18 protein-coding genes, 2 pseudogenes and 1 other annotated feature are annotated in these 21,369 nt (G+C 65.6%); of the genes and pseudogenes, 16 read left to right on the plus strand and 4 right to left on the minus strand.

Annotated elements, in window-relative coordinates; translation table 11 throughout:
• Positions 1 to 19: 19 nt before the first annotated feature.
• From ccsB to T9R20_RS03410, 4 genes are all read left to right on the plus strand, one after another.
• On the plus strand, positions 20 to 1,036 hold the full coding sequence (gene ccsB, locus T9R20_RS03395) for a c-type cytochrome biogenesis protein CcsB (RefSeq protein ID WP_248242378.1): 1,017 nt from the start codon (positions 20 to 22) through the stop codon (positions 1,034 to 1,036).
• A 40-nt stretch (positions 1,037 to 1,076) separates the two neighbouring features.
• A complete protein-coding gene (locus T9R20_RS03400; RefSeq protein WP_248242379.1) occupies positions 1,077 to 1,769 on the plus strand; it encodes a DUF3105 domain-containing protein in 693 nt (230 codons plus the stop codon).
• Positions 1,766 to 2,449, plus strand: coding sequence for a DUF305 domain-containing protein (locus tag T9R20_RS03405; RefSeq protein WP_248242380.1), 684 nt, complete (start codon positions 1,766 to 1,768; stop codon positions 2,447 to 2,449). The genes T9R20_RS03400 and T9R20_RS03405 overlap by 4 nt, the downstream gene beginning before the upstream one ends.
• Before the next feature lie 150 nt (positions 2,450 to 2,599).
• Positions 2,600 to 4,600 carry a cytochrome c oxidase assembly protein gene (locus tag T9R20_RS03410; RefSeq protein WP_372492569.1) on the plus strand — a complete coding sequence of 667 codons (2,001 nt, stop codon included), beginning with the start codon at positions 2,600 to 2,602 and terminating at the stop codon, positions 4,598 to 4,600.
• 33 nt (positions 4,601 to 4,633) lie between these two features.
• Here T9R20_RS03410 and T9R20_RS03415 read toward each other — a convergent pair.
• A protein-coding gene (locus T9R20_RS03415; RefSeq protein ID WP_416182937.1) for an IS3 family transposase occupies positions 4,634 to 5,871 on the minus strand; the annotation gives its coding sequence in 2 pieces (ribosomal slippage) (positions 4,634 to 5,586 and positions 5,586 to 5,871; 1,239 coding nt in all).
• Positions 5,496 to 5,599: a sequence feature (AL1L pseudoknot), on the minus strand. It overlaps the preceding gene by 104 nt.
• Before the next feature lie 314 nt (positions 5,872 to 6,185).
• The gene (locus T9R20_RS03420) at positions 6,186 to 7,457 is read right to left on the minus strand and encodes an Nramp family divalent metal transporter (protein ID WP_039711342.1); all 1,272 of its coding nucleotides are present in this window, start codon (positions 7,455 to 7,457) and stop codon (positions 6,186 to 6,188) included.
• A gap of 298 nt (positions 7,458 to 7,755) precedes the next feature.
• Between T9R20_RS03420 and T9R20_RS03425 the strand changes: the two genes are divergently transcribed.
• The 10 genes and pseudogenes from T9R20_RS03425 (at position 7,756) to T9R20_RS03470 (ending at position 15,662) form a co-directional block, all read left to right on the plus strand.
• Positions 7,756 to 8,145, plus strand: coding sequence for an ArsR/SmtB family transcription factor (locus tag T9R20_RS03425; RefSeq protein WP_179561446.1), 390 nt, complete (start codon positions 7,756 to 7,758; stop codon positions 8,143 to 8,145).
• Complete coding sequence (locus T9R20_RS03430) at positions 8,145 to 9,083, plus strand: cation diffusion facilitator family transporter (RefSeq protein ID WP_039711339.1); 939 nt, start codon at positions 8,145 to 8,147, stop codon at positions 9,081 to 9,083. The genes T9R20_RS03425 and T9R20_RS03430 overlap by 1 nt, the downstream gene beginning before the upstream one ends.
• Before the next feature lie 211 nt (positions 9,084 to 9,294).
• Positions 9,295 to 9,654, plus strand: a complete 360-nt coding sequence (gene cmtR / locus T9R20_RS03435) for a Cd(II)/Pb(II)-sensing metalloregulatory transcriptional regulator CmtR (RefSeq protein ID WP_039711340.1) — start codon at positions 9,295 to 9,297, stop codon at positions 9,652 to 9,654.
• Positions 9,651 to 11,549 (plus strand): annotated as a pseudogene (locus T9R20_RS03440) (heavy metal translocating P-type ATPase); the annotation flags it as partial. The gene cmtR and the pseudogene T9R20_RS03440, both read left to right, overlap by 4 nt.
• Positions 11,550 to 12,101: a signal peptidase II gene (locus T9R20_RS03445; RefSeq protein WP_322412095.1), complete on the plus strand. Its 552-nt coding sequence runs from the start codon at positions 11,550 to 11,552 to the stop codon at positions 12,099 to 12,101.
• Positions 12,098 to 12,700 carry a cadmium resistance transporter gene (locus tag T9R20_RS03450; RefSeq protein WP_322411152.1) on the plus strand — a complete coding sequence of 201 codons (603 nt, stop codon included), beginning with the start codon at positions 12,098 to 12,100 and terminating at the stop codon, positions 12,698 to 12,700. The genes T9R20_RS03445 and T9R20_RS03450 overlap by 4 nt, the downstream gene beginning before the upstream one ends.
• 210 nt (positions 12,701 to 12,910) lie before the next feature.
• Positions 12,911 to 13,207 (plus strand): hypothetical protein, encoded by a 297-nt coding sequence (locus tag T9R20_RS03455; protein WP_248242386.1) that lies wholly within the window; start codon positions 12,911 to 12,913, stop codon positions 13,205 to 13,207.
• 88 nt (positions 13,208 to 13,295) lie between these two features.
• Positions 13,296 to 14,213 (plus strand): annotated as a pseudogene (locus T9R20_RS03460) (ISL3 family transposase); the annotation flags it as partial.
• Positions 14,214 to 14,328: 115 nt separating this feature from the next.
• Positions 14,329 to 14,904 (plus strand): RNA polymerase sigma factor, encoded by a 576-nt coding sequence (locus T9R20_RS03465; protein WP_322411153.1) that lies wholly within the window; start codon positions 14,329 to 14,331, stop codon positions 14,902 to 14,904.
• Positions 14,901 to 15,662 (plus strand): hypothetical protein, encoded by a 762-nt coding sequence (locus T9R20_RS03470; RefSeq protein WP_248242388.1) that lies wholly within the window; start codon positions 14,901 to 14,903, stop codon positions 15,660 to 15,662. The genes T9R20_RS03465 and T9R20_RS03470 overlap by 4 nt, the downstream gene beginning before the upstream one ends.
• 82 nt (positions 15,663 to 15,744) lie before the next feature.
• On the opposite strand, the gene T9R20_RS03475 is transcribed toward T9R20_RS03470, so the two are convergent.
• Positions 15,745 to 16,239 carry a hypothetical protein gene (locus T9R20_RS03475; RefSeq protein WP_248242389.1) on the minus strand — a complete coding sequence of 165 codons (495 nt, stop codon included), beginning with the start codon at positions 16,237 to 16,239 and terminating at the stop codon, positions 15,745 to 15,747.
• Between the two features lie 283 nt (positions 16,240 to 16,522).
• Between T9R20_RS03475 and T9R20_RS03480 the strand changes: the two genes are divergently transcribed.
• Both T9R20_RS03480 and T9R20_RS03485 read left to right on the plus strand, forming a co-directional pair.
• Entirely contained in the window at positions 16,523 to 17,533 is a 1,011-nt protein-coding gene (locus T9R20_RS03480) for a hypothetical protein (protein ID WP_248242390.1), read from the plus strand.
• Positions 17,534 to 17,831: 298 nt separating this feature from the next.
• A complete protein-coding gene (locus T9R20_RS03485) occupies positions 17,832 to 20,837 on the plus strand; it encodes an AAA family ATPase (protein WP_322411154.1) in 3,006 nt (1,001 codons plus the stop codon).
• Between the two features lie 73 nt (positions 20,838 to 20,910).
• Here the strand turns inward: T9R20_RS03485 and T9R20_RS03490 are convergent, their stop codons facing one another.
• Positions 20,911 to 21,363: a single-stranded DNA-binding protein gene (locus T9R20_RS03490; protein ID WP_322411155.1), complete on the minus strand. Its 453-nt coding sequence runs from the start codon at positions 21,361 to 21,363 to the stop codon at positions 20,911 to 20,913.
• Positions 21,364 to 21,369: the final 6 nt, after the last annotated feature.

Raw genomic sequence — 21,369 nt, forward strand, 5'->3', positions numbered from 1 at the left:
CGAAGAGGACGACCCTGCCATGACCGGAACCGACCCGCTCTCCCTCGACGGCATCTCACTGCTGCTGGTGTGGACGTCGATCGGCACCTACCTGCTTGCGTTCATCGCGTACACCATCGACCTGGCTCAACGCTCCGTCCCCGCCGGCGTCCCACAGCAAGAGCCGGTCCTGGCCGGCGCTACCGCCCGGGCGAGCCAGCAGACGGAAAAGGCCCAGAGTGGGGCGGTGGATAGCGTTCGCACGCCGCCTCCACAGCGGCAACGGCTGCTGTGGGCACGGATCGGAACGTCGCTGACGGTCCTCGCGTTCCTGTTCCACCTGGCCGGCACCATCCTGCGCGGGATCGCCGCAGAGCGGGTGCCATGGGCGAACATGTACGAGTTTGCGCTAACCGGCACCGTCTTGATCGTCGCCGTCTACCTGCTGGTGCTGCGCCGCTACGACCTCCGCTTCCTGGGTGCGTTTCTCATCGGCATGGTGGTGCTGCTGCTCGGCGGGGCGACAATCTCGTTCTACGTCGAAGTTGTGCCGCTGATGGATCCGCTCAAGAGCGTGTGGCTGGTCATCCACGTCTTCGTCGCCTCCCTGGCCACCGCCCTGTTCGCGATCGCCTGCGGCATCTCCATCACCCAGCTCCTGCAGGCCCGCCGTGAGCGCCGCGCCCGAGCATCCTCGGATACTGCCCACCCCGCCGGTCCCGGGTTCTTGCGCACTCTGCCCACCGCCGACGTGCTCGAGTCCCTCGCCTACCGGTTCGCGATCGTGGGGTTCGTGTTTTGGACCTTCACCCTGATTGCCGGTGCGATCTGGGCCAACGACTCCTGGGGTCGCTACTGGGGCTTCGACGTCAAGGAAGTGTGGACGTTCGTGATCTGGGTGGTCTATGCCGGGTACATCCACGCCCGCGCGACCCGGGGGTGGCGTGGCACCCGCTCCGCCTGGCTGTCCATCATCGGGTTCGTCGCGGTGTTGTTCAATTTCACAATCGTGAACATGTTCTTCCAGGGCCTCCACTCCTACTCCGGCCTCACTTGATCCTCTTCCGCAACTCCTCACATGAACTGGAAGCACACCTATGCCTTCGAACCGCTCGAACTCGACCAACAGGTCTCAACATGGGCCGGTGACCGTCAAACAACAGCGTGAGCAAAAGCGCCAACAAAAGTTGGCCAAGTATCAGAAGCAGCTCGCCAAACGCCGTCGCAGCAAACTGGTCTGGTGGGTTGTCGGGTCAACGGCGGCTGTGGTGATCATCGGCCTCGTCGTTGCGTCCGTCGTGCTCGCACCGTTACCGCCAAGACAGTACGAAGCCGGCAGCGAAGGGGCAACCATTGAAGGAGTCCAGACCTTCGAGAACACGGCTGAGCACGTCGCCGGTGCTGTCCAGTACGAGCAAAGCCCTCCAGCGGGCGGCCCGCACAACGCCGTCTGGTTGAACTGCGGCATTTATGACCAACCGGTCCCGAATGAGAACGCGGTCCACTCCATGGAGCACAGCGCTGTGTGGGTGACCTACAACCCCGACGAGGTCGCCGGTGAACAACTCGGAACCCTCAAGAGCCTTCTGCCCGCAACCTACGTCGTTCTCTCGCCTTATGAGGGACTGGATGCGCCGATCGTGATGTCCAACTGGAACCAGCAGCTGAAGGTTGATTCGGCGAACGACGAGCGTATCGGCGCCTTTTTCGAAGAGTACTGGCGCAGCCAGAACGCGCCTGAGCCGAACGCCGCCTGCACTGGCGCATACGACGCACCGGGAAAACAATGAGCCGCAGTGAAACCAGCGACGCGTCCCCATCCCGAGGGTGGCCGCGGTGGTGGATCGTCGTCCTTATCCTGCTCGCGGTCGGCGCGCTGACCTTCGCTGCGGGGCGCTTCTCAACTTTCGGGTCGCAGGGCGCGGGCACACCGGGTACCGACTCTCCCGAGGCGGGGTTCTCACGCGACATGCAGGTCCATCACGCGCAGGCCATCCAGATGGCCATGGAGATCTACCGCAAGACATCCGACGAGGAACTGAGGATCTTCGCGTACGACATCGCCACCGGGCAGGCGGGCCAGCGCGGCGAGATGTACGACTGGCTCGTGCAGTGGGGGCTGTCGCAGTCCGGTGGCCCGATGATGCAGTGGATGGATGCCTCTCCGGGTGGGAGCGACCATGCGATGTCTGACGGTGCGGCAATGACGGAGGAAGAGGCGCGCATCGCGATGGGCATGGCCTCCAGCGAAGAGATCTCCGCTTTGGAGGGCGCGACCGGGCAGCAAGCCGATTGTCTCTTCCTCGGGCTGCTCACTCGCCACCACGAAGGAGCCATCCCCATGGCGGAAGCGCTCATCGAACTCGGCACAGATCCACGTGCCCTGACCGTCGCAGAGAACATCAAGAACGGACAGACCGCCGAGATTAGCGCCATGAAATCCATGCAGGCGCGGATCGGCTGCGAATAACACCCGACTGCACCTCCGCGGCGGGTGCCGCAAACCTGCTCCGCCTGGCTGCGAATGATCCCGACCCGAGGGAACCACCGTGACCCCAACGCCCAGAAAACGTCTCGCAGGCGACCGCGCGGCGAGCAACCCGATTCACACCGTGCACGAATGATGTCGCGCAGCAGAGAGATCAATTACCGCACGTTGCGGGTACTCGGGCCGACGATCCTCGTTGGGGTGGCACTCGCTGTGCTGGTCGGCGCACTGGCATTCGGTGGCGGCGCTGCACAGCTCCCCCTCGGTGATGCCGGCCCGGTCGTACGCTGGGGGCTTCCGGCCGCGAAGCTGATCGTGAACCTCGCCGCGGCGGGAATGGTCGGTGTGCTCGTGACGGCGTTGTTCACGTTGCGGACGGGTGAGCGCGAGTTCGATATCGCCCTCGATACCGCCTCGATCTCCGCCGCCGTGTTCACCGTGGCGGCCGGTACGACCGGGTTCCTCACGTTTCTCAGCGTCTTCAACCCCGCGATCGACGTCGGACCGCAGTTCGGTGCCCAGCTCGGACGGTTTCTCGTCGAACTCGAGGTGGGCCGGACGTGGCTGATCACAACGGTCGCGGGCGCAGCACTCACCGTTCTGACATTCGCGGTGCGGTCCTGGGTTGGAACGCTTCTGGTCGCCCTGCTGGCGGTCTCCTCGCTCGTGCCGATGGGCACGCAAGGGCACTCCGGTGATGACGCCCTTCACCGCGAGGCGATGATGGCGCTCATCCTGCACATCATCGGCGCCGCGGTGTGGCTCGGCGGTCTCCTCTTGCTCGTCGCCATCCGTCCAGTCCTCCAGCGGCAGCGCATCGCCGATGTCGTCGCCCGCTACTCAAGCATCGCCTTGGCCGCGTTCGTGCTCGTCGCCATATCCGGCATGGTGCGCGCGGCGATCGGCCTGCAGCAGTGGTCGGACCTGCTCTCCCCTTATGGCGCAATCTTGGCCGTGAAGGTTGTCGCGCTGGTCGGTCTCGGACTGTTCGGCGCGTGGTACCGCATGCGGCTGATCGGCAAGATGCGCGGTTCTGACGGGGCATCCCGCCCCTTCTGGATCTTGATTGTGTTCGAGTTGGCGTTGATGGGCGTCGCCAGCGGTGCCGCTGCAGCGCTGGCCCGCACCCCTCCCCCGAACCCGGCCCCGCTTCCTGCGACCCCGACGCCAGCGGAACGCCTCACCGGCGCACCGCTGCCCGCGGAGCTCACGATCGAACGGTGGGTCACCGCATGGAACATCGATCTGCTGTGGGCGGTGATCGCCGGATTTGCGATCTTCTTCTACCTTGCCGGGGTATGGCGACTGCGCCGCCGCGGCGACCCCTGGCCGGTACACCGCACGATCATGTGGGTCACCGGCATGATGCTGCTGGTGTGGGTCACCGGCGGAGTCATCAACGTCTACCAGGACTACCTGTTCAGCATGCACATGCTCGGCCACATGCTGCTCACGATGGCGATCCCCGTGCTGCTGGTCGCTGGTGCCCCCGTGACCCTGGCGGCCCGGGCGATCCACAAGCGCGATGACGGCACGCGCGGCGGCCGCGAGTGGATCCTCTGGGCGGTGCACACCCCCATCGCCCGCGTACTGACGAACCCCTTCGTCGCTGCGGGGCTGTTCATCGGGTCGCTCTGGGCGTTCTACTACACCGATCTCTTCCGCTGGTCGCTCTACGACCACCTCGGACACGAGTGGATGATCGCCCACTTCCTCATCACCGGATACCTCTTCGCCCTCACCCTGATCGGCATCGACCCGGTGCCCTGGCGCCTCCCGTACGCGGGCCGGCTGCTGCTGCTCATCGGCGTCATGGCGATGCACGCCTTCTTCGGGGTGGCGATGATGATGCAGACCGGGCTCATGGTCGCCGAGTGGTTCGGGTCGATGGGACGTACATGGGGCCCCTCTCCGCTCGAGGACCAGTACATCGGCGGCGGTCTCGCGTGGTCGGTCGGCGAGATACCGACGCTCATTCTCGCCATTACGGTGGCGATTCAGTGGAGCCGCAGCGACGCCCGCGACCAGAAGCGCAGCGACCGCCACGCCGACCGCACCGACGACGCCGAGCTCGAGGCGTACAACGCGCACCTCACCGCGCTGGCGAAGAAGGACGCCCGTGACCGAAGATGACACCCGCGGATTGAATCGGCCTGGCCCTCATTCCTATCGGGAGCCTTGTCCAGCAGGTGCCGGCTGGCCTAATTCTTGGTCAGCGTAGTACGCCTTCTCGACCTCGACGGGAGTGCGCATGTCGAGCTCGCCGTGGAGCCGGGAGTTGTTCCACCACCACACCCACTCGAGCGTCGCGAGCTCGACCTGCTCGACCGTCCGCCACGGCCCACCCTGGCGGATCAGCTCGGTCTTGTAGAGGTTGTTCACCGCCTCGGCCATCGCGTTGTCGAACGAATCGCCAACGGTGCCCGTCGACGGCACGGCGCCGAGCTCGACGATCCGCTCCGTGTAGATCATCGCGGTGTAGTTCGACCCGTGGTCCGCGTGATGGATGAGGCCGTCGAGGCGGCCGCCGACGTTCCAAGCGGCCATGTCGAGGGCCTGCATCGGCAGAATCTCCGAGCGCAACGTCGCCGCGACGTTCCAGCCGACGATGCGCCTCGAGTACACGTCGGTGACGAACGCGACATAGGCGAAACCACTCCAGGTCGCGACGTAGGTGACGTCGCAGACCCAGAGCCGACGGGGCGCTTGCGCGGTGAAGCGACGGTTCACGAGATCGCTCGGCAGCGCGGTCGTCTTGTCGGGGCGGGTCGTGAACACCCGCTTCGACTTACGGACGCCGCGCACCCCAGCGAGGCGCATGAGCCGCTCGGTCTGGTCACGACCGATCTCCCACCCCTGTCGACGCATCAGCGCATGCATCTTCCGGCGCCCATAGACGCGGTAGTTCTCCGCATGCAGCCTCGCGACCTCCGGGACGAGCAGCTCGTCCTTCAACTGCCGCGCTGACGGCGCACGACCGACGGCGGCGCGATAGCCGCGGGAGGTGAGAAACCCTTGAACTGCCGGTCGGAGGACCTGGCAGATGAGCTCGACCCCGAAACGATCCCGGTACTCGTCAATGAACCGGATCATCTCGGTCAGGGGCGGTCGAGCTCCTTCGCGAAAAACACGCTCGCAGCCTTGAGGATCTCATTCGCCTTCCGCAGCTCGGCGTTCTCCTTCTGCAGCCGCTTGATCTCCGCCGCCGCATCGGTCGTGAGCCCGGGCTTCACGCCGGCGTCGACCTCGTAGCGACGCTGCCAGAGGCGCAGCGTCTCGGGGCTCATCCCGAGCAGACCGGCCACGTGACGGACCGCGCTCATCATCGTCCGGTGCGACGGCCGCGTCTCCGCGAGCATCCGCAACGCCCGCTCACGCATCTCCGGCGAGTACTTCCTGTTCATCGAGTTCCATCCTTGCTTGAAGAACGGAACGAAAGTCAGGCCGATTCAGATGGTGGTCGAGGGTAACCAGGAGGAAGCTTGTCGGGACGCAGACACCAAGGCCTGCCGTACCGTGCCCCGGCGCACCGTAGCGGCGGGCGAGTGCTCAGATACTGAGCTCCTCGCTCGCGCGTCACGGCGAATGTTCGCGAATAGCCTCGACCCTGTTCCCCATCCCGACCACCGCCCTCCCCGCCCTCGGCGAGCAGGCCAAATCTCCAGGTAGGTCGGAATCAGACCGTCACCCTGGTCTCAGAACAAGCGGTCACAGACACTCACGCCCCGGTGAGCACGAGCCATACCAGGACACCGTTAAGGATGATGAGAAAGACGGCTGCGGCGATTCCCGCTACCGTCGTCGCTACATGGTTGCGGAAGGGGCCGAGCACCTCAAACTTTGCCGTAACCACGATCAACGGCACAAGCGCAAACGGGATGCCGAACGAAAGCAACACCTGGCTCAGCACGAGCGCGAGAGTAGGATCGACGCCGAACCCAAGAAGAACAAGCGCGGGCACAAGCGTCACCAGCCGACGCGCGAGCAACGGTACGCGGAGGCGCAGCAAGCCTCGCATGATCTCCGCACCCGCATACGCTCCGACTGACGTACTCGCCAGACCGCTGGCGAGTAGTCCGATGGCGAAAAGGGTCGCGACGACAGGACCAATGTCGTCGTAGAGAGCCGAGTATGCACCCTCGAGGGTGTCCGTGCCGGGCATTCCAGCGAGATTGGCTGCAGCCAGTAGAAGGATGCAGAGGTTGACGGTGCCGGCGATCAGCATCGCGAGCGTGACGTCCCAGCGCGTCGCGCGCAGTAGACGGGATGTCGAGATCCCGCGAACGTCATCGAGCATGACGCCTCGCGGTATGGCACCCGCTGTCGCCAGGTTCTTTGGCGCAGGCGGCGTGAACCGATCACGCGCGAGGGCGCCGTGCGCATAGATTGCGTGCGGCATGATTGTCGCACCGAGGATCGATGCAGCCAGGAGCACGGAGCCAGTGCTGTCGAAACGCGGAAGTAGTCCGCCGACCACCCGGGCCGGGTCAGGCGCTCCGACGAACACGCCGTAGGTAAAGCCGATCGCGATGATGACCGTAAGAACGATCACGGCAAACTCGAACGGCCTCGCCCCGCCGCGCGACTGCACGAGGAGCAAAGTGAGCGAGACGCCTCCGGTAATGATCCCACCCCACAAAAGCGGGATGTCAAATAGCAAGTACAGCGCAACCGCTCCACCTATGACCTCGGCGATGTCGGTCGCCATTGCGACGAGCTCGGCCTGGAACCAGTACGCCCGACGCGCCCAGGAGTTGTGAATACGGTCGCCCATGGTTTCTGGGAGGCTCCGCCCTGTGACGATACCGAGTTTCGCCGACAGGTATTGAATAAGCCAAGCCATGACATTGGCGAGCACAATGACCCACACGAGCAGGTAGCCGTACCGAGCGCCCGCCGTCATATTGCTCGCCACGTTGCCCGGGTCAAGGTAGGCCACTCCAGCGACAATCGCCGGACCTATCAGCCAAGCCCTGCGGTTCGTGGACACGCGACGCGCCGCGCGGGAGCTCCGAGATCCCGGCCAAAAGGGAGTCGGCACCCAAGAAGGCTAATTTTTCGGTGTGCCGAAAACAAGGGGGACGCTCGGTGACCGCAGTAGACAGGCTTATTCTCGCGGTCGATCCCACGACGCTCCCCGCCTTGCACGAAAAACAGGCGCATGAGGTCCGCCGTAGTAGCTCGAAGAGGGCTACGCGTCATGGCGGCTGTCGCCTCGGCGCCCTCCCACACATTCGTCAGATGACGTTGGCATAGATGCGTTGTCCAAAAAACGATATCATCGCATTATGACGATGAAGGTCGCGGTTGGATCCCCGCTGGATGAAGGTGCCACCGAAGTGTATGCCCACCTGTTCGACGCACTCGGGGACCCAACCCGATTGGCGGTCCTACAGCACCTCGCCTCCGGCGAGCATCGAGTACGAGATCTGGTTGAGCACATCGGTCTTGCACAGTCCACCGTGAGTAAACACCTGAGCTTCTTGCTCGACTGTCGCCTGATTACGGTCCGTCCGGAAGGTCGCTCCTCGTGGTATTCGCTGACCGAGCCAAACGCAACCGCCGCGCTCATCAACGCGGCTCAATCGCTCCTCAGCGCCACCGGAACCCACGCCCAACTGCACACACACCTGCGTGACCCCCACCTTGCCCACAAGGAGAGAACGGAGATCCGCTAATGGGCGCTGGGCACAATCACGGTTCCACCCCGGGCGCCGCAGGCCAACCGGGGGACCACCGCAAGAGGCTTTGGATCGCTTTTGGCCTTACCGGGATAATTGTCGTCGCCCAAGCAATCGGATCAATTGTCACGGGCAGTCTCGCGCTACTCACCGACACCGCACATGCGATCACGGACGCTTCTGGCCTCCTGGTTGCCCTGATCGCTGCAACCCTCGTATTGCGGCCGGCCAGCGCGAAGCGCACGTGGGGTTTCCGTCGCATCGAGGTCATCGCCGCAATGGGGCAAGCGACCCTGCTCCTCCTCGTTGGCGCCTACACCGCGATCGAGGGAATTCGCCGCTTGTTCGAACCGCCCGAGGTGCCGGGAACCGAGCTCCTGGTGTTCGGCATCATCGGCCTCACAGCCAACATCGCCGCAATAGTCCTTCTGTCCTCAACTCGCGAAGCAAACTTCAACATGCGCGCCGCGTTCCTTGAAGTACTCAACGATGCACTGGGATCGCTTGGCGTCATTACGGCAGCGATTGTGATCGCAACCACAGGTTTCATGCAGGCTGACGCGATCGCCGGCTTGTTGATCGCCGCGCTCATCGTGCCGCGCGCCTTCAAGCTCCTACGCGAGACCACTAGCGTTCTAATGGAATTCACGCCTCCCGGCTTAGACCTCGACCAAGTTCGTGCCCACATTCTCAAGCTCGACCACGTCAAAGACGTCCATGATCTGCACGCTTCCATCGTCGCAACCGGGCTGCCCACCATCAGCGCTCACGTGGTCGTTGAAGATCGGTGCTTCTCAGACGGTCACGCTGCGAGAGTGCTGGAGGAGGTGAAGGAATGCGTCGCCAACCACTTCGAGGTCTCTGTTCTCCACTCCACCTTTCAGATAGAAACAGCTCATATCCAAGAGGAGGAGGCGACCGTGACCCACGCTTGAGGCTCTCGAACAGCCAGATGATTCGTGACCAATCGACGTAGGTGAGCTAGATAGGCGCAGTTCTCGCTACTGTTCATGCGCCGTTGGTTCGTTGAAATGGTCGTCCGAGGATTCAGATAAGGCGGGATCCGCCGCGCCTCATCGGTCGATGACCGGCTGTACGGGCCGATCTCCCACCCAAATAGTTCATTGTCCAGTGTATAGTCATCGCATGCTGACTCATGCCGATCGACTCGACATAATGAACCGGCTGGGGCGCGCCATGGCCGACCCGACCCGCTCACGCATCCTCCTGACGCTTTTGGCCGGCCCGAGTTACCCCGCGGTGCTGTCTCGCGATCTGGGGCTTTCCCGCTCGAACGTGTCGAACCATCTGACGTGTTTACGGGGGTGCGGGATCGTGGTGGCCGAGCCCGAGGGGCGGCAGACCCGCTACGAGGTCGCAGACCCGCACCTTGCCCGCGCCCTGACGGCGCTGGTTGATGTGACGCTCGCGGTCGACGAGAGCGTGCCGTGCATGGACCCAAACTGCGGGGTCGAGGGCTGCGTGCCGGGGGAGGTTCGGGCATGAGCGCGGTCACGAGTTCGCAAGTCGAACACGTCGACCTCGACGACGACGACGATGACGATGACCGGCCGTGGTATCGGAGCCCGAGCGTTCTGATCCCGATTGCCTCCGGCGTCGCGTTCGCCGCCGGCCTGGTGTGCGACTGGACCGGCGCGGAGACCGCGGGCCTGGTGCTGTTCTGGATCGGTCTGCTGCTGGGCGCGTACACATTCGTGCCGGGCGCACTGCGCAAGCTGTTCACCAAGGGCAAGCTCGGCATCGGGCTCCTGATGACGATCAGCGCCACCGGCGCCGTGATCCTCGGCTACGTCGAGGAGGCCGCCGCACTGGCGTTCCTGTACTCCATCGCGGAGGCGCTGGAAGACAAAGCGATGGACCGCGCCCGCGCAGGGCTAAGGGCGCTGTTGAAGCTCGTGCCCGACACCGCACTCGTCAAGCGCGGCGACGCCACAACGGAGGTTGAGGCGAAGGAGCTGCGTGTCGGCGATGTGCTCACGGTCCGGCCTGGTGAACGGATCGCGACAGATGGTATCGTGCGTGCCGGGCGGAGCAGCCTGGACACGTCCGCGATCACAGGCGAGTCGATCCCGGTCGAGGTCGAGCCCGGCACCGACGTGTCGGCCGGGTCGATCAACACCACCGGTGTCCTCGAAGTCGAAGCCACCGCCGCCGGCACCGACAACTCGCTCACCACGATTGTGGAACTGGTCGAGCAGGCGCAGGCGGAGAAGGGCGACCGCGCCCGCCTGGCCGACCGAATCGCCCGACCCCTCGTGCCCGGGGTGATGATCCTCGCCGTGCTGGTCGGCGTGCTCGGGTCGCTGCTGAGCGGCGACCCCGAGCTGTGGATCACCCGCGCCCTGGTCGTGCTGGTCGCAGCGTCGCCGTGTGCTCTGGCGATCGCGGTCCCGGTCACCGTCGTATCTGCCATCGGCGCCGCCTCTAAGTTCGGTGTGGTCGTGAAGTCCGGTGCCGCGTTCGAGCGGTTCGGTGGCATCCGCCACCTCGCCGTCGACAAGACCGGCACCCTGACTCGCAATGAGCCCACGGTCACCCATGTCGTCACCACCGGCGCGACAAAGGATGATGTGCTGGCATGGGCAGCGAGCCTGGAAGGTCACAGCACGCATCCCCTCGCCGCAGCGATCACCAACGCGGTTCCCGACGCTCCGGCCGCTACCGGCGTTGGCGAGACCGCGGGCCACGGCATCGTCGGCACGCTCGACGGTGCTCATCTCGCCGTAGGGAGTCCACGCTGGCTGGACGCTGGCACGCTGGCCGACGAGGTGCAGGCGATGGAGTCCGAGGGGATGACCGTTGTCATCGTCCACCGCAACGACCAGCCAGTCGGCGCGATCGGGGTGCGGGACGAGCTGCGTCCTGAGGTTCCTGAGGTCACAGCGACATTGAACCGGCGCGGGATCGGGGTGACGATGCTCACCGGCGACAACGCCCGCACCGCCGCGGCCCTCGCCGCGCAGGCCGGCATCAGCGACGTGCGCGCCGAACTGCGTCCCGAGGACAAGGCCACCGCCGTCGCGGAACTGTCGAAGTCGCAGCCCACCGCGATGATCGGGGATGGCATCAACGACGCCCCCGCTCTCGCGGCTGCCGACCTGGGAATCGCGATGGGAGCCAAGGGCGCGGATGCCGCGATCGAGTCCGCCGACGTCGCATTCACAGGCCACGACCTGCGCCTCATCCCGCAGGCCCTCGCTCACGCCCGTCGCGGCCGCAACATCATCAACCAAAACGTCGTACTGTCCATCGCGATCATCGCTGTCCTCCTGCCGTTGGCGATCACCGGAATCCTCGGACTTGCCGCCGTGGTGCTCGTCCACGAAGTCGCGGAAGTCATCGTCATCCTCAACGGCCTCCGCGCGGCGCGGCGCGCAAGCATGACCGGGTCCGCTGACAGCCGTGCGCCCGGAAGTGGGGGTACCGTAGTCAATGCCGCCGATCATATTGGTGCGCGCGTGCGACCCCGACTGTTTCTGCTCGCGTTCGCCGTTGCCGTCAGTGCCGTGCTGATCGACCAAGGCACCAAAGCACTCGCCCTTTCACGGCTCAGCGAACAAGCCCGCATCCCACTCCTCGGAGACTGGCTCGGCCTGCAACTCGCGTTCAATCCCGGCACCGTCATGTCCCTCGGATCCGGCTCAACCTGGTTGATCACCCTTATTGCTGCGGCGGCATCCGTGGGTCTACTGATCGCCTCCGCCCGCGCCCGCACCGCGGGGTGGGCCGTCGTGATCGGGCTAATCTGGGGCGGCGCGGTCGGCAACCTCCTAGACCGGCTGTTTGCTCCACCCGGATTCGGAGTGGGTCACGTCACAGACTTTCTCGCCTACGGCAACCTCTTCATCGGTAACCTCGCCGACGTCATCATCGGCATCGGCGTCGGACTCGGCCTCCTGCTATACCTCCGTCAGGGAAAGACCCGAGCATGATCTTCTCCTCCGTTCTGCAGGCGATCGGGCTGTTCCTCGCGACGAACATCGACGACATCATCGTGCTCTCCCTGTTCTTCGCCCGCGGCGCCGGGCAACGGGGAACGACACCTCGGATCCTCGTCGGTCAGTATGTGGGGTTCGCAGGTATTCTCGGCGCCGCCGTACTCGTATCCCTCGGCGCTGGGGCGTTTCTGCCTCCAGAGGTGATTCCCTACTTCGGGCTCATCCCGCTGGGGCTGGGGCTATGGGCGGCTTGGCGAGCCTGGCGCCGCCGACACGACGACGATGACGACGAAAGCAAGATTGAAGGCACGAAAGTCGCTGTCTGGGCCGTGGCCGGAGTCACTTTCGCTAACGGTGGGGACAACATCGGCGTCTACGTCCCCGTCTTCCTCAACGTGGGATCTGCCGCCGTCGTCGCCTACTGCGTGGTCTTTCTCGCGCTCGTCGCGGTTCTGGTGATAGTGGCCAAGTTCATCGCCACACGACGTCCGATCGCGGAAATCCTGGAACATTGGGAGCACATATTGTTCCCGCTTGTTCTTATCGGACTTGGCATCTTCATCTTGATCAGCGGGGGAGCATTCGGGCTCTGACATAAACGTCATTGCAGGGTGATTCAGACAGCTATGCGTCTCAACGTCATGGTCGTCGCCGCCCTCAGCTACTCGACAACGCCGCGCAGCTACCCAGCTGACCACACAATCATGGCGCCGCGAGCCGAGCGGTTGTTCCACCGAACGCAATCGACAAGGCTGCCCTACATCGAGCACCCGCCAAGCGGGCCGCACGTGACGAGGTGAACTATGAAAGTCGACATTCTTCATATTGCCGACTGCCCGACCTGGCAAGCGGCGGTCGAAGAACTGCGCGCCGCACTCGACGCGACGAGCCACGGTGGAGTCAACATCAATCCCATCCTCGTCGAGTCTGCTGATCAGGCTACGCAACTCCCATTCGCTGGTTCACCCACGATCGTTATCGACGGGATAGACCTCTTCCCGTCCGACGACCGCTCAGACGACATGGCGTGTCGCATCTACTGGACAACGAGCGGTCTGAAAGGTCACCCGAAAAGGGGCTCTTCACGAACGAGGGTGTAGTCGGTTGAGCGCGTCGATGGCCGGGTAGGGGTCGAGGTCTCCCGGATGATGGAAGTTCTTCACGCTTGCCATCCCGAAAGACCTCGACTTGCTCCACCCTACGTTCGCGACCCCTGACCTGACCACGTTCTGCCGCCTCGACGAGCTCGGGCTGGTCGCCGTGGGCCAGCTGCTCGAGCCGGGTCGGGCGACGATCGAGTGCCGCGTCGTCGACGATGACCCGTGGTGCCGGAAATGCGGCGCCGAGGGCGCGCCGCGGGACACGGTGACGCGCCGGCTCGCGCACGAGCCGTTCGGCCACCGGCCGACGACTCTGCTGGTGCGGGTGCGCCGGTATCGGTGCGCGCACTGCCGGCGCACATGGCGGCAGGACACCAGCAAGGCGGCGACGCCGAGGACGAAGATCTCCCGCGGTGGTCTGGAGTGGGCGCTGCGGGGCATCGTCGTCGACCATCTCACCGTGTCCCGCGTCGCCGCCGGTCTCGGAGTGTCCTGGAGCGCCGCGAACGCCGCCGTCCTCGCCGAAGGCAAGCGGCGACTGATCGACGACCCCACCCGGTTCGATGGGGTGACCACGATCGGTGTCGACGAGCATGTCTGGCGTCACACCCGGCTCGGCGACAAGTACGTGACCGTGATCATCGACCTCACCCCAGCCCGCGAGAAGACGGGCCCGGCACGGCTGTTGGACATGGTCGAGGGCCGCTCGAAGGCGGTGTTCAAGCAGTGGCTCGCCGGACGGCCCAAGGAGTGGAGCAAGCGGATCGAGGTGGTCGCGATGGACGGGTTCGCCGGCTTCAAGACCGCCGCCGCCGAAGAGCTCCCCGACGCCGTCCCCGTCATGGATCCTTTCCACGTGGTCCGGCTGGCCGGTGATGCGCTCGATGTCTGCCGTCGCCGCGTCCAGCAGGACACCACCGGTCACCGCGGGCTCAAGGGCGACCCGCTCTACGATCTCCTGTCGCGTCACCGTTCAAGACTCACCCACCGAGGAGCGGAACCTCTTGATCAACACGCCCTAGGGCTCGACCTCCGCGCGACGCGGGTCGGCGATGTCGCGTTGTGCGTCGTGATGGAGGATGTAACGAATCGGGAGGGTGTGGACAGTACAGGGTATGGATGTGCCGGATCGGTCGGAGCGGGCGCTGTGGGAGCGTGGTGCTGCCGGTGATGGTGGCGCGTTCGGTCTGATCTTTGATCTGCACCGCGACCGTGTGTTCCGTCACGCGTACCGGATCCTGCAGGACGTCCACGATGCCGAGGATGCGTCCGCGGTGGCGTTCCTCGAGTTGTGGCGCCGACGACGGCAGGTGCGGCTGGTCGAGGGGTCGCCGTTGCCGTGGCTGCTGGCGACGACGACGAACACGTGCTGGAACCTCGACCGCGCCAAGCGCCGCTACCGGACCCTGCTCGACACGTTGCCGCACAGCACCATTGCACCGTCGGCGGAGGATGCCGCCCTCGACGGGCTTGTCGCCGACGGCGAGCTCGCGGCCGCGATGGGCACGCTGAGCCGGGCGGATGCGGAGCTGTTCGCCCTGGTCGCGGCGGAGGGCTACTCGATCACGGATGCCGCCGTCGTGGTTGGAGTGTCGCCGGGGGCGGCGCGGACGCGGATGCACCGGATCAGGAACAACCTGCAGCAACGTTTGGGGCACCACACCCTTGCCGGGTACCTCTCGAAGGAGGCGACATGAACACCACCCAGATGAGTCCCGAGTTCGCGACCGCGTTCCGGGCCCGACTCGTGGAACACGTGAACACCACCGCCCGGCCGAAGCGGCGCCGCGCGCTCCTCGCCGGCGGGATCACGCTGACCCTGGTCCTGGGCGGCACGGCCGCGGCCGCCGCGACCGGACTGATCCCCCTCCCCGGCGGAACCGAGATCACCGAACTGGCCGAGACCACCTCCGGCACCTTCACCGGGACCGGCGCGCTCGAACTCGGCGAGCGGCCGGCAGATACGACCGGGGTCGCGGTGTCACTGACCTGCCTCACCCCTGGGACGTTCAGGTTCGACGACGGCGCATCCGTCACCTGCAGCACCGCGTCCGACAGTGCAAACCCGTCCACGTACGTCGTCCCGGCCGATGCGGTCACCGGCAACCAGGTCGGCATCGTCACCGGTCCGGATGCGGTGTGGTCGATGACCGCGACCTGGGTGCTGGCGGAGACGACCGAGTGGGCGGTCAACGCCGACGGGTACACCTACGGGGTCATCAACGAGAACGGCGAACCCGACCTGATCGCGGTCATGACCACCGACAACCAGCCGGGGTACGTCTGGCGGACAGACCTCAACGACGCCAACGGCACCACCGCCGCGGAATCGTTCACATCACCCGAAGACGCCCTCCGCTGGCAGGAAGCCAACGCCGGCGTCGTCCGCCACATCCCCGTCTACGAATCCGACGGCACCACACAGATCGGCGCATTCCAGGTCGGCGGCAACTAGAGGTCACCCGCGCGACGGCGAACGGGGGAGCCCGTCAGCCGGTCCTTCATCGCTCAGCGCGTTGCGCCGTTATTGGGCGTGCTCAGCTCGCAGGAGCGGGAGGGGGCTCGACCGCCACGTCCGTGTCATAACGCGGCGCAGTTCCGGCCTCGTCGGTCCGGGGGAGCATGTAGCTCGGCACCGGCTGTCCAATCGAATGAATCCGCCACCCGTGCAGTTCCGGCCGCCACACCAGGTTGACGTACCCGAGCACGTCATCGCGCGGCACCTCGGACAGATAGACGCCCGTGTCGGGAACAACCTTCACGTACGCGATGTCGATTGCGTCGATGGGCCGCAGCGCGCGCGTTGAGACCGCGATCACCTGGTCCAGGAAGAACTGGCTGGCGATTGAGAAGTCACCCCAATCTTCCCGCGCCTCAGGCGTAACGAACAGCTCCAGCAGCGCGATCGCACGCTCCTCCTCGTGGAACAAGTCGTTGAACGCGGTCACCACCTTGGACGGGTGGTCTGCCGCAAGCGCCCGGAACCGACCGCGCGCCTCTTCGAGTCCTTCGCCCCAGCCATCGTCGACCATGTTGCGATCCTTCCAGAGAGCGCCGACATCACAGCGCGGCGGCCCCATCTGACCAGGCGATGACTCGGCGGTAGGCGAACTGTCCGCGAGCGGTCCAGCGCATTCGAGACGATGACGCGATGCCTGAAGCAACGCACGGCAGCGGAGCTGCCTTAGGATTGGACCCACCCACCTTGAGGGCCGGCCGGATGCACAGCAGCGAGCGTAGACCGGTCCGCATACGCCCACGAGAGTCCGGCGGTTCGGGCATGGTCACGTCGGTAGGTTGGGCGAGAATCGCTGCGTGAGCTTCAGAACGGCAGACGGCGCCTCGTACCAAGGTCGAGACTCTTCCGGTCACGAGCGCTTTAGCATCTCGATTCCGTACGACGAGCATGGCTACTTCGGGCGCGAGTGCCCGGCTTGCCATCAGATCTTTCGCATGCGCGGTGAGGACTACGACGCGCTCCCCGACGACCTGAATCTGACCTGCCCTTACTGCGGTCATCGAGAAGGGCACAGCGAGTTCATGACCGCCCAGCAACGCGACCGTGTGATGCGCGTCGCGCAGGACGCGGCGATGCAGTTGCTATCAGACGCCCTCAGCAAGAGCTTCGGCTCCATGGCACGGTCAACCAGGAGTAACCGCTTTGTGAAAGTCACCTATCGATCGAAGCCGTTCTACCCCCAGCCCCTACCCGGTATCGACGAAGAGCGACTCGTGCGGGAGCGGACGTGTCTCGAGTGCGGTGTGCGCTACGCCGTCTTCGGGGAGCACCGGTTCTGCCCGGTCAGTGGCGCGCTCAGCGCATCCGTCGTGGCAGAGGACGCCTTTGCTGCCGAGCGGGTGAAGCTGGCTGCGCTCGACGACATTCCTACGGAGCAGCGAGCTGTGCTTCGCGAACAGGGCGTCTATGACCGGATCGCGGTTGACACGCTTGGACGTGTGGTCGGGACCGTGGAGGCATTCGCGGATTCCGAGTATCGCCGGCGCGTGCCGGATGCCGCCGCGTCATTGAAGGGCAGGGGTAACGTCTTCCAGCGGCTCGACGACCTGGCTGATCTGTTCGGTCCGCTCGGCACCGACCCGCGCGACGTCCCGGGTATCGATTGGGCGGCGCTCAAGCGCCTCTGGGCTGCGCGCCACGCGCACGTTCATGCGGACGGCCGCGTGGATGACAAGTATCTTCGCGCTGTTCCCAACTCACCGCTCAAGCTCGGCCAGCGAATCTTCGTCTCACCGAAGGATGCGCGGAGCGCGATCGAACTGGCCGCGACGCTCTGCGCCGCGATCGACGGTCGGGGTGACGACTGAACGCTGTCGTGATGCTCTGCGCAGGCTCAGACCGCCGCGAACCTCACGCTGATGCCCTCGCGCACGAACAACGGTCCCTCATCGCGACGACATCCGCAACCGGAGTCGATTCGCAGGGCTGAATGCAAACGCGCCCAGATGCGCCGGACGCGAACGAGCCCGCTGAGGGCCCGACTACCGAACGTCGATCACCAGCACGACGCACGCCGCGTAGAACTACTAAGACAAAATACGATGCACGCAGGCACTTTCTGTGTAAGCCCTCGTAAGTTAGACAGATCGGGCGTACTCTGGGTCCATGCGCGGGGGCCTCGAACGGTGGAAGAGGGGCGTCGAATCGGCGGGTGTTCGACAGGCGATGGCGTATGCGTTCAAGGGAAGCTGCGACTCGCACCTCCGGAGCGTCACTGGCGTAGAAGCCCTCGCCGCCTACGCCGACAGCAGCCGTGCGCGCGTCACTCGATACACAGTCGAGCAAGGCCGCATCGCCGCGGATGCCCTCGATCCCGATGAGCTACGTCGTTGGGTAGACGGTCACGATCCACACACCGACGCCCCACGCGGGCGCGAGCTGAGGTCGCCGCAGGCGGACCTGATTCTGGACGGCACCATCAATGCACCGAAGTCGTACAGCGTCGCCGCGCTGATCAACGACGACCTCGCAGCCGAGTTCGAGACGCTTCAGGATCGGCTGCGCACTCGGATCATGACGACCTGGCACCGCGAGTTGAACGCGCGCCGGGGCTCGGGTGGCAGCATCCGGGAGCGCCTTCACCGCATTGAAGTCGTCGAGCTGCAGCACCGCCGCTCGCGTGCGCTAGACCCGCACATCCACCGACACCTGTGGCTGAACGTGAAGGTGCTCGGCGAAGACGGGAAGTGGTCGAACGTAGACTCCCGGGTTGCGATGAAGCTGCACACTTTGGTCAACGCGGAGGGTGAGCTGGCCGCGCGTACCGACCCACAGTGGCTCGAGGCTCTCGCCCGCAATGGCTATTCGCTCAACGGCGACGGTGAGATCGCCGAGCTCGCATCGGCCGTACGTCCGCTCTCGCGCCGCTCCAACCAGATCGAAGCGAACCGCGCGAAGCTGCTGCTCGGCTGGCGATCTGAGCACCCAGGTCAGGAACCCGACCACGACGTCCTCCAGCACATGGATCGACTGGCTTGGGCGACGAACCGCCCGAACAAGCCGGGCGTTGTGGACGAGGAGCAATGGGAACAGCTCGTTCGTGACGAGCTCCGAGCGATCGATCCCGCCCTCCTGATCGCGCGCCAGCCGACGAGAACGAGCGCGACCGCGATCGGGGCCCTGGACCGCGACCTGCTCGCCGCCCGCGCGATCGTGGATGCCGACTCGCGATCCACGGCGTGCGGGGGAAGGTTCAGCAGCTACGACCTGCGAGCCGGCGCGACGAGGGCTGTCGCAGCATCCGGAATCGTCGCGCCCCGCGAGAACACGCAGGAACTCATCAATGACGTCGTCGCGCGGGGCCTCGTGCACACCGTTGACCTCCTTGATCAGGAAGGCGACCGGCCCGGTCACATCAAGGGATACATGGCTGCCTCGACGGCGCGGCTGAAAGTCGAGCTCGCAGCGCGCTTCGACACGCTCACGCACGGCGGGGAGCGGGTCGACCACGAGGACATCCTCGACATCTCGCGAGATACCCTGCCTCACGACGTCACGCTCGACGCAGGCCAGTCGGACGCCGCGGCGGCAATCGCCGGCACAGATCGCCTCGTGTCGGTGACGGGGCCGGCGGGCGCCGGCAAGACGACGATGCTCCGCGTCGCCCGCACCGCACTCGAAAGGCAGGGGCGCCACCTCGTGGTGGTCGCGCCGACCAAGAAGGCGGCCTCGGTGGCGGCCCGCGAGATCGGAGCGACCGCACTCAGCCTGCATGCGCTTCTCGCGGATCACGGCTGGCGCTGGGGTCGCGATGAAGGGGGCGGCGAGGTCTGGACGCGGCTCGAAGTCGGTGAGACCGACGCCAGCACCGGCGCGGTATATACGGGGCCACGCCGGTTCCTTCTGCGGCCGAGTGATCGGGTCGTCGTCGACGAAGCCGGCATGGTCGACCTGCACACAGCGAATGCGCTTGCGGTCGTCGCGGCAGAGACCGGCGCGGGTATCGCGATGGTGGGTGACCACCTGCAGGCGATGCCGGTCGGGCATGCCGGCGCCATGGCGTGCATGACGCGGCGCGCGACAGCCGTCGTCGAGCTGACCGCGGTGCATCGGTTCCGCGACCCCGAGTACGCCGCACTGACGCTCCGCATGCGCGAGCCTGACAGCCACGAAGAAGCGCTCGCGGTTGCCGGTCAACTCGACGAGCGGGGATCGATCCATCGAGTCGCGGATGCCGCGCAAGCGCGCGAGGTTATGGTCGAGGCGTACTTTCGCTGGGCGGCGACCCGCGCGCGAGTCGCGTTGGTCACGAGCACGAACGAGGAAGCCGATGCGATCAACGAGGCGATCCAGGAGCGTCGGGTTGAAATGGGACAGCTGCATGAGGAGCGCCTCGCTATTGGGCAGGGAGAGCAACGGCTGCTGGAGGGGGACGTCGTGCAGACCCGCCGCAATGACCGCGACGCGAATGTTGAAAACCGGGCCCTGTGGACAATCCGGAGCATTGGTGGATCGGACGTCGAACTGGTCGCGCTGGGAGACAGTGCGGACCGCCGCCACGTGTCGCTGGAGTATGCCGCCGAGCACATGCATCTCGCGTACGCATCGACGGTGCACGGAATCCAAGGTGAGACGACGGATGCCTCGGTGGTCGGCCCGGGCGTAGACGCGTCAGGGCTGTACGTCGGGATGACGCGGGGGCGCGCGCACAACGAGGCGATTGCGATCGCGAGAACACCCGCCGCCGCGCGGGACCAAGTAGCGGCGAGCATGATGCGCGGTTCGCAGGAAGTGAGCATCGACGATTCGAGGCGCGCGGCGCGGACCGAGCTCGGTCGAGCGGCTCGCGATCTTGGCACTCCGCCGACCACAGCGCTCGAGGCGCAGCAGGAGTGGCTCTCCCAGGCCGCCCGGACACTGCTCGACATTGACCAGCGAACGGCGGATGCTGCGGCGCGAGCGCACGGGCGCGGAGGTGCAGCAGACACGACGGATCTCGACCACGCCAGAGAGCGTCTGCTCGCCCGCTACCAGCTGGTCACCCGTCAGTACGAGGAAGCTATCCAACATGCCGGGAACGCTGCGGAGCGGACTCGCCCGGAACGCTCCCGGCCAGTCCATGACATGGGTGCGGTGAACGGCCCAGCATCGGGCGGTGGGATCGGCCGCTGACCCACAGATAGGGGCGCGCGAAGAGCGGCGCGGGAGTACAGTGACTCCCACGCCGCTCTCCTGTTGCGATGGGTCAGCGAGTGATCCCGACGCCGGTGGACGAGACCGGCTCGGCTGACGGCCCTGACGGCGCTCTGTGCGCTGCAGGGCCGCTAGCTTTTGGGGCGCGCTCGACGGCCACGGCCGCGTACTTCAGGGATGCCCCGACGTTGTCCGCGACGATGTCGCGCGTCTCGCGGGTCTGGCCGGACTCCTTGTCGGTGTAGGTACCGAACCGGAGGTCGCCGCCGACGATGACGGTGTCGCCCTTGCGGAGCGACGTCGCCACGTTGCGGGCCTGCTGGTTGAACACCACGACGCGGTGGAACACCGTGCCCGCATCCTCCCAGCGTCCGGTCGTCTCGTTGAGACGGCGGTCGTTTACGGCCACGCTGAACCGGGCGTACTCGTTGCCGGAGTCGCTCGCACCGTACTCGGGGTCGCCGGTGAGGTTGCCCTCGATGGTGACCGGGATTCTGGTTGTCATCCTTCT

The sequence above is a fragment of the Microbacterium invictum genome, from assembly GCF_034421375.1.
Classification (GTDB): Bacteria; Actinomycetota; Actinomycetes; order Actinomycetales; family Microbacteriaceae; genus Microbacterium; species Microbacterium invictum_A.

Bases quoted from the DNA above. Each gene is read 5' to 3' on its own strand.
- ccsB (WP_248242378.1), top strand. From the start codon at position 20: ATGACCGGAACCGACCCGCTCTCCCTCGACGGCATCTCACTGCTGCTG.
- T9R20_RS03475 (WP_248242389.1), bottom strand. From the start codon at position 16,239: ATGGTCGACGATGGCTGGGGCGAAGGACTCGAAGAGGCGCGCGGTCGG.
- T9R20_RS03405 (WP_248242380.1), top strand. From the start codon at position 1,766: ATGAGCCGCAGTGAAACCAGCGACGCGTCCCCATCCCGAGGGTGGCCG.
- T9R20_RS03450 (WP_322411152.1), top strand. From the start codon at position 12,098: ATGATCTTCTCCTCCGTTCTGCAGGCGATCGGGCTGTTCCTCGCGACG.
- T9R20_RS03445 (WP_322412095.1), top strand. From the start codon at position 11,550: ATGACCGGGTCCGCTGACAGCCGTGCGCCCGGAAGTGGGGGTACCGTA.
- T9R20_RS03455 (WP_248242386.1), top strand. From the start codon at position 12,911: ATGAAAGTCGACATTCTTCATATTGCCGACTGCCCGACCTGGCAAGCG.
- T9R20_RS03425 (WP_179561446.1), top strand. From the start codon at position 7,756: ATGACGATGAAGGTCGCGGTTGGATCCCCGCTGGATGAAGGTGCCACC.
- T9R20_RS03470 (WP_248242388.1), top strand. From the start codon at position 14,901: ATGAACACCACCCAGATGAGTCCCGAGTTCGCGACCGCGTTCCGGGCC.
- T9R20_RS03485 (WP_322411154.1), top strand. From the start codon at position 17,832: ATGCGCGGGGGCCTCGAACGGTGGAAGAGGGGCGTCGAATCGGCGGGT.
- T9R20_RS03410 (WP_372492569.1), top strand. From the start codon at position 2,600: ATGATGTCGCGCAGCAGAGAGATCAATTACCGCACGTTGCGGGTACTC.
- T9R20_RS03400 (WP_248242379.1), top strand. From the start codon at position 1,077: ATGCCTTCGAACCGCTCGAACTCGACCAACAGGTCTCAACATGGGCCG.
- T9R20_RS03490 (WP_322411155.1), bottom strand. From the start codon at position 21,363: ATGACAACCAGAATCCCGGTCACCATCGAGGGCAACCTCACCGGCGAC.
- T9R20_RS03430 (WP_039711339.1), top strand. From the start codon at position 8,145: ATGGGCGCTGGGCACAATCACGGTTCCACCCCGGGCGCCGCAGGCCAA.
- cmtR (WP_039711340.1), top strand. From the start codon at position 9,295: ATGCTGACTCATGCCGATCGACTCGACATAATGAACCGGCTGGGGCGC.